This is a genomic window from Alkalibacillus silvisoli (assembly GCF_039521975.1).
GTDB classification, from domain to species: domain Bacteria; phylum Bacillota; class Bacilli; order Bacillales; family Alkalibacillaceae; genus Alkalibacillus; species Alkalibacillus silvisoli.
In genome coordinates this window covers 313536-330205 of the sequence record NZ_BAAACZ010000009.1, presented here as the reverse complement: position 1 = coordinate 330205, position 16670 = coordinate 313536, and the positions used below count along the sequence as shown (strand labels likewise).

Annotated in this window: 19 protein-coding genes; all 19 read right to left on the bottom strand. The window is 36.3% G+C overall.

Annotation, left to right across the window (positions count from 1 at the left end; translation table 11 throughout):
- Positions 1–55 precede the first annotated feature (55 nt).
- The 19 genes from recN to spoIIIAC all read right to left on the bottom strand — a co-directional run bounded on the left by recN (position 56) and on the right by spoIIIAC (position 16670).
- Positions 56–1771, bottom strand: coding sequence for a DNA repair protein RecN (gene recN / locus ABDZ63_RS05875; protein WP_343782383.1), 1716 nt, complete (start codon positions 1769–1771; stop codon positions 56–58).
- A 17-nt stretch (positions 1772–1788) separates the two neighbouring features.
- The gene (gene ahrC, locus ABDZ63_RS05870) at positions 1789–2238 is read right to left on the bottom strand and encodes a transcriptional regulator AhrC/ArgR (protein ID WP_343782652.1); all 450 of its coding nucleotides are present in this window, start codon (positions 2236–2238) and stop codon (positions 1789–1791) included.
- A 24-nt stretch (positions 2239–2262) separates the two neighbouring features.
- Positions 2263–3078 (bottom strand): TlyA family RNA methyltransferase, encoded by an 816-nt coding sequence (locus ABDZ63_RS05865; protein ID WP_343782382.1) that lies wholly within the window; start codon positions 3076–3078, stop codon positions 2263–2265.
- Positions 3079–3082: 4 nt separating this feature from the next.
- Positions 3083–4975, bottom strand: coding sequence for a 1-deoxy-D-xylulose-5-phosphate synthase (dxs, locus tag ABDZ63_RS05860; RefSeq protein WP_343782381.1), 1893 nt, complete (start codon positions 4973–4975; stop codon positions 3083–3085).
- Positions 4976–5006: 31 nt separating this feature from the next.
- Entirely contained in the window at positions 5007–5468 is a 462-nt protein-coding gene (locus tag ABDZ63_RS05855) for a hypothetical protein (RefSeq protein ID WP_343782380.1), read from the bottom strand.
- 830 nt (positions 5469–6298) lie between these two features.
- Positions 6299–7174, bottom strand: coding sequence for a polyprenyl synthetase family protein (locus ABDZ63_RS05850; RefSeq protein ID WP_343782379.1), 876 nt, complete (start codon positions 7172–7174; stop codon positions 6299–6301).
- Positions 7174–7404: an exodeoxyribonuclease VII small subunit gene (locus ABDZ63_RS05845; RefSeq protein ID WP_343782378.1), complete on the bottom strand. Its 231-nt coding sequence runs from the start codon at positions 7402–7404 to the stop codon at positions 7174–7176. Before ABDZ63_RS05845 ends, ABDZ63_RS05850 begins: the two co-directional genes overlap by 1 nt.
- Before the next feature lies 1 nt (position 7405).
- The gene (gene xseA / locus ABDZ63_RS05840; RefSeq protein WP_343782377.1) at positions 7406–8752 is read right to left on the bottom strand and encodes an exodeoxyribonuclease VII large subunit; all 1347 of its coding nucleotides are present in this window, start codon (positions 8750–8752) and stop codon (positions 7406–7408) included.
- A gap of 16 nt (positions 8753–8768) precedes the next feature.
- The gene (locus ABDZ63_RS05835; protein WP_343782376.1) at positions 8769–9617 is read right to left on the bottom strand and encodes a bifunctional 5,10-methylenetetrahydrofolate dehydrogenase/5,10-methenyltetrahydrofolate cyclohydrolase; all 849 of its coding nucleotides are present in this window, start codon (positions 9615–9617) and stop codon (positions 8769–8771) included.
- Positions 9618–9630: 13 nt separating this feature from the next.
- Entirely contained in the window at positions 9631–10011 is a 381-nt protein-coding gene (nusB, locus tag ABDZ63_RS05830) for a transcription antitermination factor NusB (RefSeq protein WP_343782373.1), read from the bottom strand.
- Positions 10012–10261: 250 nt separating this feature from the next.
- Positions 10262–10660, bottom strand: a complete 399-nt coding sequence (locus tag ABDZ63_RS05825) for an Asp23/Gls24 family envelope stress response protein (RefSeq protein WP_343782372.1) — start codon at positions 10658–10660, stop codon at positions 10262–10264.
- Positions 10661–10671: 11 nt separating this feature from the next.
- Entirely contained in the window at positions 10672–12030 is a 1359-nt protein-coding gene (gene accC / locus ABDZ63_RS05820; RefSeq protein ID WP_343782370.1) for an acetyl-CoA carboxylase biotin carboxylase subunit, read from the bottom strand.
- A gap of 14 nt (positions 12031–12044) precedes the next feature.
- A complete protein-coding gene (gene accB, locus ABDZ63_RS05815; protein WP_343782369.1) occupies positions 12045–12548 on the bottom strand; it encodes an acetyl-CoA carboxylase biotin carboxyl carrier protein in 504 nt (167 codons plus the stop codon).
- Between the two features lie 219 nt (positions 12549–12767).
- Entirely contained in the window at positions 12768–13463 is a 696-nt protein-coding gene (locus ABDZ63_RS05810) for a SpoIIIAH-like family protein (protein ID WP_343782367.1), read from the bottom strand.
- 1 nt (position 13464) lies between these two features.
- Positions 13465–14091: a stage III sporulation protein AG gene (gene spoIIIAG / locus ABDZ63_RS05805; protein WP_343782366.1), complete on the bottom strand. Its 627-nt coding sequence runs from the start codon at positions 14089–14091 to the stop codon at positions 13465–13467.
- A 6-nt stretch (positions 14092–14097) separates the two neighbouring features.
- A complete protein-coding gene (gene spoIIIAF, locus ABDZ63_RS05800) occupies positions 14098–14694 on the bottom strand; it encodes a stage III sporulation protein AF (protein ID WP_343782364.1) in 597 nt (198 codons plus the stop codon).
- A gap of 156 nt (positions 14695–14850) precedes the next feature.
- Positions 14851–16038 carry a stage III sporulation protein AE gene (gene spoIIIAE, locus ABDZ63_RS05795; RefSeq protein ID WP_343782363.1) on the bottom strand — a complete coding sequence of 396 codons (1188 nt, stop codon included), beginning with the start codon at positions 16036–16038 and terminating at the stop codon, positions 14851–14853.
- Positions 16039–16057: 19 nt separating this feature from the next.
- Positions 16058–16447, bottom strand: a complete 390-nt coding sequence (spoIIIAD, locus tag ABDZ63_RS05790; RefSeq protein WP_343782362.1) for a stage III sporulation protein AD — start codon at positions 16445–16447, stop codon at positions 16058–16060.
- A 13-nt stretch (positions 16448–16460) separates the two neighbouring features.
- The gene (gene spoIIIAC / locus ABDZ63_RS05785) at positions 16461–16670 is read right to left on the bottom strand and encodes a stage III sporulation protein AC (protein WP_343782360.1); all 210 of its coding nucleotides are present in this window, start codon (positions 16668–16670) and stop codon (positions 16461–16463) included.

Genomic DNA, 16670 nt, shown 5'->3' with positions numbered 1-16670 from the left:
TAATCAGGAGTAACTAGCTATATTAAAAAAGCTAAACACCAAAAGTCTGGCGTGTTTAGCTTTTTAATTCTTCTGCTTGTACAATTAATTCTTGAGCATGTTTAAAGGTTGTTTCAGTTACTTCATTACCCGAAATCATTCTTCCAACTTCATTAATTGAATCTTTTTCAGAGAGTTTTTGAACAGTTGTATTGGTATGGCCAGATACGTCTTTTTCAATTAAGTAATGATGATCAGCCATAGCTGCTACTTGTGGTAAATGTGTGATACAAAGAACTTGAGACTCATGCGAGATGCGGTGAATCTTTTTAGCGATAGCCTGAGCAATACGCCCACTTACACCTGTATCAACTTCATCAAAGATCACACTTGTAATTCCTTGGTGTTTTGAAAATATGCTTTTAATAGCTAACATTATTCTTGATATTTCACCACCGGAAGCCACTTTATGGAGTGATTTCATCGGTTCACCAGGGTTTGTTGTTATTAAAAATTGAATAAGGTCTAATCCTTGTTTCAACAATTTAATATTACGATTTTTCCAATTTATATGACCTTCTTGTGTATTAAATTGCACATCGAATTTAGCTTTTTCTAAATATAAATCCTTAAGCTCTTGTTGGATTGCGATAGTTAGCTTTTCTGCAATTTTTGTCCTTAATTTATGAAGATGATCAGCCTCAGTTAAAGCATCTTTTTCTGCTTCTTTTATTTCATGTTCAAGTGATTGTAGATGACTATCTTTGTTTTCGAGTTGTTCTAACTCTTCTTCCATTTTAGCCATATGCTTAATTAAATCGTCTACCTCTTTTCCATACTTTCGTTTCAAACGATTAATCTCAAAAAGTCTGGTTTCAATTTCATCTAATCGATTAGGCTGATACTCTAATTGGTCTAATCGATTACGAATGTCAAACGAGAGTTCCTCTAACGTATAATAATTGGACTTTAACTGCTTAGATAATTCTTCAAAGTCATGGTCGACATCCTCTAACTGCTCTAGTGCGCTCATCGCATGGCCTAAGAAGTCTAATGCATGATTTTCTGCAGATAACGATTCATAAGTCGTATTCAAACCTTCGTAAATACGCTCATAATTCATTAAATGACTTCTTTCTTCTTCTAATCGTTCGTCTTCACCCGGTTGTAATTGAGAGTCATTTAACTCATTGTATTGGAATTTTAATAAGTCCATTCTTTGTGCAATTTCTTGTTCATTATTAGACAATTCTTCATACCTTTTCTTTAGTGATAACAAATGCTTATACAATTCATGGTAATGTTCCTTTGACTGTTCCAATTCTTCATGCTCAAAGAAATCCAACAATTCAATATGACGTTCAGGGTTCATGAGTGATTGTGTCTCATGTTGGCTATGTATATCAATGAGTTGAGTGCCTAACTCTTTTAATACAGCTAGAGTAATTAACTTCCCATTAACTTTACAAATACTTTTTCCTTTTGATGTAATGTGTCGTTCTATGACGATACTGCCTTCTTCTTTATCTAGTGGGAGGTCAAACTGCTCCATTACTGAATAAGCACTATGTTTGGTATCATCAATAAAAAATAATCCTTCAATTGATGCTTTTTCAGCATTATGTCTAACAAAGTCTACTGATGCACGCGCACCTGCTAACAGTTGTATAGCATCAATAATAATTGATTTTCCTGCTCCGGTTTCACCAGTTAAAACAGTTAATCCTTCACTAAAGTTCAATGATATTTCATCAATAATTGCAAAGTTTTTAATGGATATTTGTGCTAACACGATGGCCACCTCAGTATTTATAGCATTTTCATAAATTCACCATACACTTCTTCACTATGTACAGGTGTTCGGCAAATAATTAAACAAGTATCATCACCACAAATGCTTCCCATAATATCTTCCCAGTCTAACTGATCAATTAATACTCCAACAGCTTGAGCATTACCTGGAACTGTTTTCAATACAATAAAGTGATCAGCACGGTCAATAGAAACAAAGCTTTCTAATAAAGTTCTTTGTAACTTCTCAGTTGGGTTCACTTTCGTATCACCAGGTAAACTGTATTTATATGTTCCATTATTTGTTGGAACTTTGACTAATTGTAATTCTTTAATATCGCGAGAGATCGTTGCTTGTGTTACATCGTAACCTAAATCGTGAAACTTTTGAACAAGTTCATCTTGAGTTTCGATATCAAATTTGTAAATTAAGTCCCGAATTTTCAATAAACGTTGTGTTTTTTTCACCATTCCACCAACTTCTAAGTTAATCTACTTATTAAAATCACGATGCGCTCGTTCGATGACATCATTTATCCTCTGATCCTCCATCATAACTTTCCCTTCACCATTAAGCCATTTAGCATGAACTAAAAATTCAATATTACCATCCCCACCTGTTATGGGAGAATAGTCAAGGTTTTCAACGACAAAGCCTTCTTCTTTGAAAAATTGCAATAAATTAAGAACAACCTGTTTGTGTACAGAACGATCACGAACAATGCCTTTTTTACCGACTTGTTCTCTACCAGCCTCGAATTGCGGCTTAATTAAAGCAACTATATCAGCATTTGTTGTAACAATTTCCTTAATTACAGGGAAGATCAATCTTAACGATATGAATGAGACATCTGTCACCGCAATGGATGGAAGACCATGTTCAAAATCAGCTTTCGTGACATAACGAAAATTTGTGCGTTCCATTACATTTACACGGTCGTCTTGTCGTAATTTCCAGTCTAGTTGATTATATCCAACATCTATAGCATAGCTTGCTTTAGCACCATGCTGTAATGCACAATCAGTAAATCCTCCGGTAGAAGAACCAATATCAACAATTAATTGGTCGTGAAAATTAATGTCAAAGCTTTTAATTGCCTTCTCAAGCTTTAAGCCGCCCCTACTTACATATGGGACAGCTTTTCCTTTGACTATTATGTTAATTGTCTCATCGACTTTAACACCGGGTTTATCTAAGCGTTCATGGTCTGTGTAGACTAAACCTGCCATAATTGAACGTTTAGCTTTTTCTCTAGAATCAAAATATCCTTGTTCCACTAATAGTGTGTCTAATCGAACTTTTTTCATAAAACTATGCCCTTTTCTCTTTAGTTGGTGCCATTTCTTTGACTTCATTTTTTATATGATCTACTGTCAAGCCGACTTCTTGAAGCAAGTCATCAACACTTCCATGTTCAATAAAACGATCAGGTATTCCCATTCGTCTCATATAAGGGTGGACTAATTTATCTTCTTCAAAAAATTCTAACACAGCACTACCAAAGCCACCTTGAAGAGCATGTTCTTCAACAGTCAAAATAGGTAATTGTTCATTAACAATAGACCGTAACATGTCATAATCGAGTGGTTTAATAAAACGTGCATTGACAACTCGAATAGATAAATCTTCTTTTTCGAGCTGTGAAGCTGCTTCCATTGCCTTATCAATCATTGTCCCAAAAGTTAAGATAACTAAATCGTTACCTTCTTTTAATACTTCCCATGTTCCTATTGGCACCATTTCGAACTGACCTGGTTTAGGAGTTTCATTTGCATTACCTCTTGGGTAGCGAACAGCAATCGGGCCTTCCTCATAATTCAATGACGTATAAACCATGTCTTGGCATTCATGAGCATCTTTAGGCATCATGATTGTCATATTAGGTAAATGTCTTAAAAATGAGATGTCAAATACGCCTTGGTGTGTTTCACCATCTGCACCTACTAAACCTGCACGATCTATACCAAAGGCTACATTTAGGTTTTGCCTACATACATCATGAACGACTTGATCAAACCCTCTTTGAAGAAATGTTGAATATATTGATAAAAACGGCTTCATACCTTGAGTTGCTAATCCACCTGCAACAGTCGTTGCATGTTGTTCTGCAATTCCAACATCAAATAATCGATTTGGGAACTTAGCCTTGAAATCTTCTAATTTTGAACCGACTGTCATCGCTGGAGTAACCGCAACAACTTTTTCATCTTGTTCTGCTACTTGCATTAATGTGTCACTAACGACTTTACTCCAGCCAGGACCACCAGAACTTTTCTTGAGTGATTCACCCGATTCAATTTTATATGGTCCAACACCATGCCATGTACCTACTTTATCACTTTCAGCTGGCTGATAACCTTTACCTTTCGTTGTTAAAACATGAATTAAAATAGGTCCTTCTGTTTTCTTAGCGTAGTCAATTGATTTGAATAAATCATCAAAGTCATGGCCATCTACAGGTCCATAATAAGTAAAACCTAATTCCTCAAAAAACATGCCAGGGACAACTAAATACTTCATACTGTCTTTAATCCGCTCGGCAGTATTGGCAATCTTCCCACCTACTGATGGTATTTTCTTTAATAGAACTTCTAATTCATCTTTAATCCAATTATAACGTTGCCCGCTTCTTAGACGACCTAAAACGTTGTGTAATGCACCTACATTTGGAGCAATCGACATTTCATTGTCATTTAAAATTACAATCATATCTTTTTTTTCATGTCCGATATGATTTAATGCTTCTAAGGCCATACCACCTGTTAAAGCACCATCACCGATAATGGGTACAACATAGTTATCTTCTTGTTTAACATCACGTGCGATCGCCATTCCCATAGCTGCTGATAGTGAAGTAGAGCTATGTCCAGTTTCCCAAACGTCATGCTCACTTTCATTCATCTTAGGGAAACCACACAAACCTTGATACTGTCTTAGCGTATCAAAATCACTTGTTCGACCGGTAAGCATTTTATGCACATAAGCTTGATGTCCCACATCCCATAAAAACTTATCTTTCGGGCTGTCAAAAGCTTGATGTAAAACTAGCGTCAGCTCAATTACACCTAGGTTTGGGCCTAGGTGTCCACCTGTTTTTGATAAGTTTTCAATTAAAAACGAACGAATATCCTCACTTAAACTCCTTAACTCCTCAACTGATAAGTCTTTAATTTGAGATGGATGTTTAATGTCTTTAAGATCCATACCGGACCACTCACCTTTATCATTAATTTCACTATTTTTTTTGTTTATGTGATGGTAATACGCGTATACGTAGATTCTCTTCGATAAATGTAGTTAACTTTCCTGCAAAGAGAACTAACTCAGTAGATGCTCTTACTGCAACTGCCTTACCCATAGCTTTACCACCCACTGTTAAAGCTGCCACAACACTTGTAAAAATAATCGATATTGTAAATTGGTATGTACCAGCTTGTCCATTTGCTAAAGATGTCGCAAGTTGAAAAACGACTAAAGTAGATGCGGTACCACTAATAACACCCGCAATATCACCAATGACATCATTACAAAATGTCGCAAACTTATCAGCATTTCGAACAATTCTTATGGAATTTTTAGCCCCATAAACTTTCTCAGATGCCATTGAGTGAAATGGTGTTTCATTAGCTGCTGTTGCTGCAATCCCCAACATGTCCGATAGTACACCTATTAATACAATCATCAATACAATCAACATACCTAAGAGCCATCCCACGCCACTTAAAATGGAATTAGATATAATTGAAAAAATGGCCGCTAACACCAAGGTGATAACGGCAATACTTAAACAAAATTTAAAAGATTCTTTTATTATTTTGATCATGATATGACCTCAGAATGTATTGTAACCTTAGTTTAAAATCATATGTACGTGCAGGGGTGGTCATTTAAAAGGTAAAAATTGCGGCTTAGGTCCAGTAGGTTTTCCCAAGTCGCTACCGTGTGTTGCCACTACGGTGGTTCCCCTTTAAAACGACCTTAGCTCCGTTACCGAAAGCTAGACTGGATTACCACTTAGACCGCACTATAATCCCATTTAAATGTCGGCTGAACAGTCTAGGAGTTTTCCTCGACAGTCTTTAACCACTTCCTAGCCTCTTTTGCAGAATCTATTTCATGCAACGTTAAATGTGCTGATTGTTGGCCATACAATTGAACACATATGAATTGCAATCCCCTAAACGCCACTCAAGGCAGGCTACGCTGCAGATAGCGAATTCCTCGGTATCATGCAGGTTCATACCCCATTTCATACCTCATTAAATGCGATTAATGAAGCACAAAGATGGGCCTCCACGGAAGTAGGGTCAACGCCCACATGCCATTGTGGATCGCCCTAAAACCTTAACTCCCAGCATCGACCCAAGGCTGGGCGCCTCAAGCCAACACCAGGAACTTCATCGATGTGCCCTTTGGCGGATTTTTAGGCCCGCCTTCAGAAGTGGGGGACCGACTAGAATACTGTACCACCCCTTGCGTAATTTCTATTTTAACACATTCGCTTCTTACTAACAATTGATTAAACCGCTAATGACTGCGATTGCCAAACAATCTAATAAAGTCTTTTAATTGAGAATTTTCTACATGAGCATCTTTTAACGCTTGATTTGCTAATGCCATATACTCATCTCGCTTATTTATCGCGCCTTTTAAGCCTAATAAGCGCGGATATGTGCTTTTATCTAACGATGCATCACTACCAACAGGTTTACCAATTTCATCTTCATCACCTGTTACATCTAGAATATCATCTTGCACTTGAAAAATTAAACCTAGGTGACTTGCATACTCGTCTAAAGACTCAATCTGTGGAGGGGTAGCGCCACCTAAATAGGCTCCAACTTTCACTGCAGTACGAATCAATTCCCCAGTTTTTCTTCTATGGATACGACTTAGCTGTTCTACAGTTAAGTCTTCACCTTCACCCTTTAAGTCCATGTATTGACCTGCAATCATCCCTTCAAAACCACTTGCTTTACTTAATTCAGATATGGAGTAGACCTTTTCTTCTGCTTCGAGTTTTGATGAGGTCGAGATAATTTGAAAAGCGTATGTTAACAAACCATCACCAACTAAGATAGCAGTAGCTTCGTCAAATTGCCTATGTATAGTAGGTTGTCCACGCCTTAAATCATCATCATCCATTGCCGGCAAGTCATCATGTATAAGTGAATACGTATGAACCATCTCTAATGCAACAACCATATCAACGATTCGTTCATAATCATTTGAAAATGTCCCATATGCAGCCACCATCAAAACTGGCCTTAGCCTTTTACCGCCAGAATTAATCGAATAAAAAACGGCCTCTCTTAATGGTTTTGGCAAATTTAACTGTTCAGCTTTATGAATGAGTTGTTCATTTACCCATTGTTGCTTTTGTTCAAAAGACAAATTGTTCACTACGACTCTTCCTCCACTGTAAAAGGTTCTGTTTCTCCTTGATCGTTTAATATTTCAGCCATTTCATTTTCAACGTTCTTCAACTTGTCATGGCATACCTTTGAGAGCTTCATACCCTCTTTATAATATTGAATTGCTTGTTCTAAAGGAACATCTCCTTGTTCTAGTTGATCTACTATGTTTTCTAACTTTTCCATAGCTTGTTCAAAGTTTAGGTTTTCTTTTTCCATGCTACTCATCCCTTTCTTCGACACTTTGAACGTGACAGTGAACTTTACCATCAACTAATGAAACTTTTACGTCTTGGCCAACTGATAAGTCTTCTGTAGATTTAATAATTTCACCATTTTGGTTGTAAGTAATAGAATACCCTCTTTTCATCGTTTCTAAAGGGTTTAATATGGAAAGCTTTTCAAGCTGCGTTTCAAATGCATTGAACTTATGTTGATAAATATTTTTAATAAAGTGTGTTAACCGTTCCTCTGAATGCACTCTTTGTTTGTGTTTTTCATTAATTAGTTGTCTTGGTGAATACGCGATTAACTGATTATGTGATTTAACTAATCGCTGGCTTTTATTGTCAACTGCTTGTTTAATATTTTTATTTAATTGTAGTACAACACGATCTAAATCTTGTTCTTTTTGTCTCGTTAAATGAACTGGGTATTTAAAGGCATAAGCATTTTTAATTGACTTCAGCTTTTCAAATTGTTCATTTAATTGTTGCTTCATTTGATGATTCAAGCGATGAGTTGAAACCTGAACCTGTTTATGTAGTTCCTCTAAAGAAGGGACGGCTAATTCAGCAGCTGCTGTGGGTGTTGGGGCTCGTAAATCTGCAACCAAATCACTAATCGTAAGGTCTGTTTCATGACCTACAGCAGATATAACAGGAATTGTTGATTGGCTTATAGCACGAGCTACCACCTCTTCGTTGAAAGCCCAAAGCTCTTCAATCGAACCACCCCCGCGACCAACTATAAGGGTATCAAAACCACCTTGTTCATTAGCTTTTTCAATCCCATCTGCAATTGACTTTGAGGCAAGGTCCCCTTGTACCGATACAGGAATAACGACACGTCGAGCATGTGGGTATCGACGGGTTAACGTTGTTAAAATATCACGTACCGCTGCTCCAGTCGGTGAAGTCACAATTCCAATCTTCAAAGGAAACTTCAGGACCGTTTGCTTTCTTGCTTGGTCAAATAACCCTTCAGTTTCAAGCTTTTTCTTTAATTGTTCATAAGCCATATACAATGAACCAAGTCCATCCGGCTCCATTTTATTGACATATAATTGATATTGTCCATTTCGTTCATAAACACTAATATCACCATGAAGCAGAACTTTCATACCATTTTCTGGTTTAAAAGTTAATGTTCTATTATGAGAAGAAAACATGACAGCCGAAATTCGCGCTTGTTCATCCTTAATAGTAAAATACATATGGCCTCGTGAATGATGATTAAAGTTTGAAATTTCACCTTGTAGCCATACACCTTTTAGATGGCGGTCAATTTCAAATTTCTTTTTTATATATTTTGTTAAAGCAGTAACAGTTAAATATTGTTGCTTCATATTTAGAAGTTCTCCTTTAACCTAATCGTTTTGCAGCTTCAATTGTATTGTAAAGAAGCATCGTAATCGTCATAGGACCAACACCTTTTGGTACAGGTGTGATATGACTTGCATGACCCAATAAATTGTCAAAAACAACATCGCCAACTACTTTACCCGAATCTAAGAAAGTATTACCAACATCTACAACAACAGCACCTTTTTTAACAGCTTCTTTAGTAATTAAATGTGCTTTACCAACAGCTACAATTAATATATCTGCTTGTTTAGTGTATTCAAATAAATCTTCCGTTTTTGAATGACAATAAGTCACTGTAGCATCTTCATTAAGTAGCATTTGACCAATTGGTTTACCAACTATGTTACTACGTCCAATTACCACTACATGCTTACGCTTCATCTGAACCCCATAAAAATCCAACAACTTCATAATCCCTAAAGGGGTACAAGGGTAGAAAGCCTCTTGAGAAATGGATAGACGGCCAACATTAATAGGATGAAACCCATCTACGTCTTTATCGGGTGAAACAGCATCTAATACTTTCTTTTCATTAATATGGTCTGGTAAAGGGAGTTGAACGAGTATTCCGTGAGTTGAAAGGTCTTGATTTAAATCCTGAATGATACTTAACAAATATTGCTCTGTAGTATCACTTGGTAGCTCAAGTATTGTTGATTGTATACCAATTTTTTCTGCTGCTTTTTTCTTCATTCTAACATACGTTTCTGAAGCAGGGTTGTCACCAATAATGATCACGGTAAGTTTTGGAGTTATTTCCTTTTCCTTTAATTTTAAAACTGTACCTTCTAGATCTGTGCGAATATGCCGAGCAACCGTGCTTCCATACATAACCTTCGTATTCATGACCTCTCACCTTCTAACTACGTGTAATCTTAGATAAGACACCATTTATAAACTTGCCTGATTGTTCGTCATGGAAACGCTTGGCTAATTCAACAGCCTCATTGACTGCTACTTTATATGGTGTTTCTTCAACGTGTTTCATCTCATAGACTGCGATACGGAGTAATGTTTTTTCAACTGCTCCTATGCGTGATATACTCCAGTTCTCTAAATTCTCTTCAATTATTTGATCTAATTCTTTCTTTTTCTCAATGACACCTTTTATGATTTGTATAGCAAAGACACTTATATCTCCATCCATCACTTTAAATAAGTCGTCATGCTTTGCTTCTTTATTAATATCTATTTGAAATAAAACTTGAAAAGCTGTTTCTCGACTATGTCTCCTGCTCATTTCGTTTTCTCCTTCTAACAATTGGTATACCGCTATTATGTTACACTGTAAGTTTATCATGAATGAAGAAATAAATAAAAAATATTATTTTATGAAAGAGCTATATTAAAGGCTGTTCTTATGATTGTAAATTACTACGTTTTACCCAAAGGGAACAATGACAACACTAACTCTAACTAATTTATCTAAATTGTAAGTAAAAAAGTCTAACTCACACCATACACCTTAGACATGAGTTAGACTTTTCAGTTTATTTATCTGATTTTGATTCTTGAGATTTTTCTTCGATTTGTACTCCAACGACATGAACATTAATTTCTACAATTTCTAAGGCCGTCATATTTTTTAATGTCGTACGGATACTATCTTGTATTTTCTCAGCTACTTTAGGGATCGACACTCCGTAATCTAATACAGTATAAATTTCAATTTCAATTCCGTCTTCTTTAAGCTCTACTTTTACACCTTTACCGTGCTTTTTCTTACCTAGTCTTTCGGTTACATTTGAGGCGATGTTACCTCTCATGTTCGCAACCCCGCTCACTTCATTAGCTGCAATCCCGGCAATCACTTCAATTACTTCAGGTGCAATTTCTACTCGACCTAATGAATCATCGTCACTAACATTTAATAACTGATTTTCATCCATTTTTGTCACCTCTATTTATCATCTTCCATAACCTTATACTCATCTAAGAATTTAGTATTAAATTCACCATCAATAAATACGTTGTGGTTCATCATACGTTTATGGAATGGAACTGTTGAATGAATTCCCTCAATAACAAATTCATCTAAAGCACGATTCATTCTTTCAATTGCTTCTTCACGAGTCTTACCGTGAGTGATTAGCTTTGCAATCATGGAATCATAATATGGTGGTATATTCCATCCAGTATAAGCTGCAGAATCTACTCTAACACCAAAGCCTCCTGGTGGCAAATACATTTCAACTTTACCTGCTGATGGCATAAAGTTTTTATATGGATTCTCGGCATTAATACGGCATTCGATCGACCAACCGTTAAATTGAATATCTTCTTGATGGAAGGATAATGCCTTTCCATTAGCAACATTAAGCTGTGCTTTAATTAAGTCAATGCCTGTTACCATTTCAGTTACTGGGTGCTCAACTTGAATACGTGTATTCATCTCCATGAAGTAAAAACGCGAATCATTCTTATCATAAATAAATTCAATCGTACCTGCGCCTACATAATCAACCGCCTGTGCAGCACGTACAGCAGCATCTCCCATTTCTTGTCTTAACTCTTCATCAACAGCTGGAGAAGGTGTTTCTTCAATTAACTTTTGAAGACGACGCTGAATTGTACAATCCCTCTCACCTAGATGAACTGTGTTACCGTGTTGGTCAGCTAAGATTTGAATTTCAACGTGTCTAAAATCTTCAATATACTTCTCTAAGTATACACCTGGGTTACCAAAGGCTGTTTCGGCTTCGTTTTGTGTGACGCGAATTCCTTGTACAAGTTCTTCTTCATCCCTTGCAACGCGAATCCCTTTACCACCACCACCTGCTGTAGCTTTTATGATAACCGGATAACCAATATCGCTTGCAACCTTTTTGCCTTCTTCTTCGCTTTCAATAATACCATCTGAACCTGGTACAATCGGCACACCAGCTTCTTTCATGGTTTCACGCGCAACATCTTTAGTACCCATTCTAGAAATTGCATCTGCTGTTGGACCAATAAACGTTACGTTACATGCTTCACACATTTCTGCAAAATCAGCATTTTCAGAGAGGAACCCATACCCTGGATGGATTGCATCGCAATTTGTAAGCTTTGCAACACTCATAATATTAGTCTTGTTTAAGTAACTATCCTTACTTAATGTTGGACCTACACAATAAGCCTCATCAGCAATTTGAACGTGTAAAGATTCTCGGTCCGCCTCAGAATAGATCGCAACAGTTTCAACCCCTATTTCTTTACAAGCACGAATAATACGTACCGCAATTTCTCCTCTATTTGCAATAAGTACTTTTTGTATCACGGACAATCCCCTCCTTACTTATTTTTCACGCGGAATAATGGTTGTCCGTACTCTACTAATTCTCCGTTATCTACAAGTACTTCAACGATTTCACCTTTCGTCTCCGCTTCAATTTCATTAAATAACTTCATAGCCTCCACAATACATACAACTGTACTTTGATCAACATGATCGCCTACTTGAACATACTGATCATCCTCAGGTGATGGCGCTTCATAGAAAGTACCAACCATTGGTGAGACAATTTCATGATCAAAATCAACAGAATTTTGAGCTGAAGTTTCCTTAGCTTCTACGTTTAGTTGAACTTCTTCTTGTTTAGATTCAACAGGTTTCTCTTCTACTTGAGGCTCAACTTTAGGTTCAGTTGGAGCTACTTTAGGCGCTGCAACTTGAACCACTTCACCATTTTCTTTCTTCATGGAAACTTTAGTTCCGTTTGCTTCATAACTAAAATCTGAAATGGATGATTCATCTACTAATTTAATCAGTTCACGAATTTCTTGTACTTTTAACATTTGATTAGCACTCCTTCTAAAAATTAATAACAGGTACTAATAATTCCTAATAATATTGTACGATAAATTAATACTAATCTTCAACTTAATAATAAACAACAATATAAAATAACCGTCTATTCAAACAAAGAATCAACCGCACCATTACCATCTTACCAATATTAAAGCTATTGTAAACAGTAAAAGACCTCCATATCTACTAGATATGGAGGTCTAAGATTATGCTTCATCTTCTTGTAAACGAACTCTTACTTCTAAATCTCCAAATTCATCTCTTGCCATTTGCATTAAATGATTAGCATCAGTTGGAGATAAATCATTCGAGATTACGGTAATATTGACAACATCATCGTCACGACGAACTAACACGTCACGAAACTCTTTTTCTTGTTGAATCATTTGTTCTAAGATCGATTCTTTTTGAGCTGTAGTTTGTAAAGCATACATTTCTTCCATAGCATCATTCTTCTCTTCAGTAGAAGATGAGCTCGACGCTACAATGTCTGAAAATTGTTCTTTCAACTCACTTCTAGTATCTTCTGTTTCCAAACGAATAGTCGTTAATAATTCATCTGCTGAGAGCTCGTCTATATTTAAGTCAACGCCTAACCCTGAAGTTTCATCGGCTTCATTTTCTTCTGTTCCTTCATCTGTACCTTCATCTGTACCTTCATCATTTCCTTCATCAATATCATCAAGGATCTCTTCTTCAATTCCTTCTTCTGTCCCTTCACCTGGTTCATCTGGTTGCTCACCAGGATCTCCTTCTACTCCTTCTTGCTGTTCACTACGTTCATCATCATCAGGAATTAATGCAACTTCTCCACCACCCGGCGATGTCATATAATACACACTTAACACAATAAGTAAACTTAACATTGTTATTAACCATACAGTTTGTTTTTTCAAAACCATATTATTCCTCCTCACCTTTTGGCATTACTGCGATTCGATGTGATGACACATCCAGTAATCTTGATACTGATTCAATTACCATCTGTTTGATTTGAATTTGATCAACCCCCTCCGCAACAATTAATACTCCTCGAACAGCAGGACTTTGTGTTTGAACGAGTAATGGCTCCTCACTATTGTTATCTCTGACTAATACAGTTTGTTTTTCAACTGTATCATCCTCTACCTGCCTATTCCCTCCACTTTGATCTGTTTCATCGGTCGTCTGATACCCTTCAACCGTGTCTTTTTCATAAACACGTAAAGCAGAAGAATCTAACTGTAAGACAACATCCACATCAGAGACACCATAGATCGCTTCAAGTGCTCGCGCTAATTCATCTTGCATTTCTTCTTGTAATCCTGCTATATCATCTTCCCCTGCTGAGGTTCTCTCACTTTCTTCATCATCTCCTAACCAGACTTCCTGCTCATCATCAAAAGAAGGGTCTTGTTCATCAGATTGTCCAGAAAAAATATTGGAGACAATTAGAAACAATAGACCGATTAACCCTATTAGCAAAATATATGAACGTTTGGTAGGACGGTCCATGTCATCTTTTAACTTAAATAGAGACTTAAAATTCATTACTACTTATTCTCCTTCCCACTCGATATTAATTGAGTCGACAGGTAAACCTAAGAAGGAGGAAATTGTCCGTTTCATTTGATCTAGGCCTTCTCCATCTTCTGACTGCTCAAGAGGGATTTGAACGGCTTCCACCTCCTGAACTTCGTCATTTTCAGTTAGATGAAAAGTGACTTGATCAATCATTTCATCAAACTCTTCACTACCTTCTGAATCATCATCTAATTCTACGAAAACATCATGAATCGTTACACCATATTGTTGGACCAACTCCTCTTCTATTGAAGTTTTTATACTTTGTTCTAGCTGTTCTAATATATATGCATCAGATGAGGCTTGTATTTCACTTTTTTTGTTAGAAATTTCAGTTTCCATTTCTTCTGAGGTAATCGATAGGTCTGGGAGGTCAAATTCTGCTATAACAGACTCTGGTTCTACCTGAAATAGAGCTGCTAACGGATGTAAAAACAATAGAAAAATAATCATTCCAAAAACAACTTTTATAATTTTTTCATGGGTCGACTTTGGGATCAGAAGGGATATAAGAGTTGCTAAAAATATAAATATAACGATTTGTGAAATCCAATCTATTAAAAATGACAACCTCCTCCTCCTTTCTACTGCATGTAGTAAATAGGTTTGTAAGTTTAGTAATACAGTATATGAGAAGGTTGTCCATATTTATTACGTATAAGTTTGAATATTTATAAGACTAATGCACCTTCTTAATTTTACTTCTAGAACTTTTTTAAGAATATATTACCTGATCATGAGTGACATGTTCCCAATAATCACGAGCATTACTAACGAGAAGAAAAACATAATGGATACCATTAGTAACGCTAATAAAATGTAAAGGATATGCTTGCCCATCCCATCAATCATATTAACAATTGGGCCATCAGCTACTGGCTGCAACAAGGCCGCTGCTACTCGGAAAATCAAACCTAATACAAGCACTTTTAATACCGGGAATAAGGTTATGATTAATATAACAACAATACCTGCGATTCCGACTGTGTTTTTAATCAGTAATGAAGCAGATAGGACAGTATCTGTCGCATCAGTAAACATTCTACCGACAACAGGGATAAAATTACTCGTAACAAATTTAGCTGCACGAACAGCAATACCATCCGCTGCTGCAGTGTTGACACCTTGAAGTGACATGACCGTTAAAAAGATCGTTAGAAACCCACCCATTAATATGAAAGCCACTTGCTTTAATAAATTTGCAAGCTGAGAAACGTTATACTCTTCATTCACTTCAGTTGCTATGTTTAAGATCGCTGATAAAAAGAACAAAGGAACAATAATAGTAGAAACGAACACACCACTAATTTGTGTAAAAAAGAGTATGAACGGATTAAAAAACGCAACGGTAGCTACATTACCGAAAGCGGCCATCATACTTAAAAACAAAGGTAATAGTGAAATCATAAAGTGACTCATCGCTTCTATGGCGTCAATTGTGTAAGTGACAGCTTGGTGAAAACTTGCTACGGCAATTGTCATAAGTACACCAAAGATGACCAAGTAACTCACTTTTGCAACGGATTTATTTTCAAACGAGTGAATTAGTACTTTTAATAAGACACTCAGCAAAGTAAGGAAAATGAGCATCCCTAGTGTTTTACCGTTTACAATCCATTCATTTAAAAAAAAACGGGTTATACCATGTAACCAGTCTGAAGGTGAAAAGATTGATCCGTCACTAATGATGTCTCGCCAGCTATCTGTTTGATTAAGAGGCATATAATCTCGGTATTCGGTCAATAATTCTTGCCACTGACGCTCAAGCTCATCACTCTCAAGCAACTCTTCAAATTCTTCTTGTATCTCTTCATCCTCTACTATTTCATCATCTATTTCTTCAGCATTAACGACATCTCCATTCCAACTTAGCATGATACAAACAACTACGAAGGATATTATGAATTTAACCATTTTACATCTCCTTCAAAATCTATTGAGGGATAAAGGACAATAATGTTTCTATTACAGTTATGAAAATAGGAAGGGCAATCAGTAAAATAAATAATTTACCTACGATTTCTACTTTAATCGCAACTGAACTAAGGTTCGCATCTCGTAAAACTTGCGAGGCAAATTCTGTTATGTATGCTACACCGATTACTTTGAAGATGGTATCTAGATGAAGGAGTGAAACATTCATACGTGAGGTCACTTGTTGAAACACAGACATTAATTCATTAATCTGAGTTAAAATAAATAAAAAAACTAACGCACCAGTTAGCAAAGTAAGTAAAAACCCAACTGAACTATTCTTTTCTCTAACAACAATAATTAATATGGCCGCTATTATAATGACAGCAAGTACTTGCAAAAAAGGCATGATTTTCGACCCTTTACATTAGCATTTGGAATAAAAACACTGATCGGATTTGTTGGAATAAGCGTGCTAAATAATCAATGACAATCACTAAAACAATAATAAAGCCTATTAATGTTACCCATTGAGATAAATCATCTTTTCCCATTTGTTTGAGAAGTGTGCTTAACATTGCAACAATAATTCCTATTCCAGCGACTTGAAACAGTAAATATATATCGGTCAT

Bases quoted from the DNA above. Each gene is read 5' to 3' on its own strand.
- ABDZ63_RS05865 (WP_343782382.1), bottom strand. From the start codon at position 3,078: ATGAAAAAAGTTCGATTAGACACACTATTAGTGGAACAAGGATATTTT.
- dxs (WP_343782381.1), bottom strand. From the start codon at position 4,975: ATGGATCTTAAAGACATTAAACATCCATCTCAAATTAAAGACTTATCA.
- ABDZ63_RS05855 (WP_343782380.1), bottom strand. From the start codon at position 5,468: ATGTTGATTGTATTGATGATTGTATTAATAGGTGTACTATCGGACATG.
- ABDZ63_RS05845 (WP_343782378.1), bottom strand. From the start codon at position 7,404: ATGGAAAAAGAAAACCTAAACTTTGAACAAGCTATGGAAAAGTTAGAA.
- xseA (WP_343782377.1), bottom strand. From the start codon at position 8,752: ATGAAGCAACAATATTTAACTGTTACTGCTTTAACAAAATATATAAAA.
- ABDZ63_RS05835 (WP_343782376.1), bottom strand. From the start codon at position 9,617: ATGAATACGAAGGTTATGTATGGAAGCACGGTTGCTCGGCATATTCGC.
- nusB (WP_343782373.1), bottom strand. From the start codon at position 10,011: ATGAGCAGGAGACATAGTCGAGAAACAGCTTTTCAAGTTTTATTTCAA.
- ABDZ63_RS05825 (WP_343782372.1), bottom strand. From the start codon at position 10,660: ATGGATGAAAATCAGTTATTAAATGTTAGTGACGATGATTCATTAGGT.
- accB (WP_343782369.1), bottom strand. From the start codon at position 12,548: ATGTTAAAAGTACAAGAAATTCGTGAACTGATTAAATTAGTAGATGAA.
- ABDZ63_RS05810 (WP_343782367.1), bottom strand. From the start codon at position 13,463: ATGGTTTTGAAAAAACAAACTGTATGGTTAATAACAATGTTAAGTTTA.
- spoIIIAG (WP_343782366.1), bottom strand. From the start codon at position 14,091: ATGAATTTTAAGTCTCTATTTAAGTTAAAAGATGACATGGACCGTCCT.
- spoIIIAE (WP_343782363.1), bottom strand. From the start codon at position 16,038: ATGGTTAAATTCATAATATCCTTCGTAGTTGTTTGTATCATGCTAAGT.
- spoIIIAD (WP_343782362.1), bottom strand. From the start codon at position 16,447: ATGCCTTTTTTGCAAGTACTTGCTGTCATTATAATAGCGGCCATATTA.
- spoIIIAC (WP_343782360.1), bottom strand. From the start codon at position 16,670: ATGACCGATATATATTTACTGTTTCAAGTCGCTGGAATAGGAATTATT.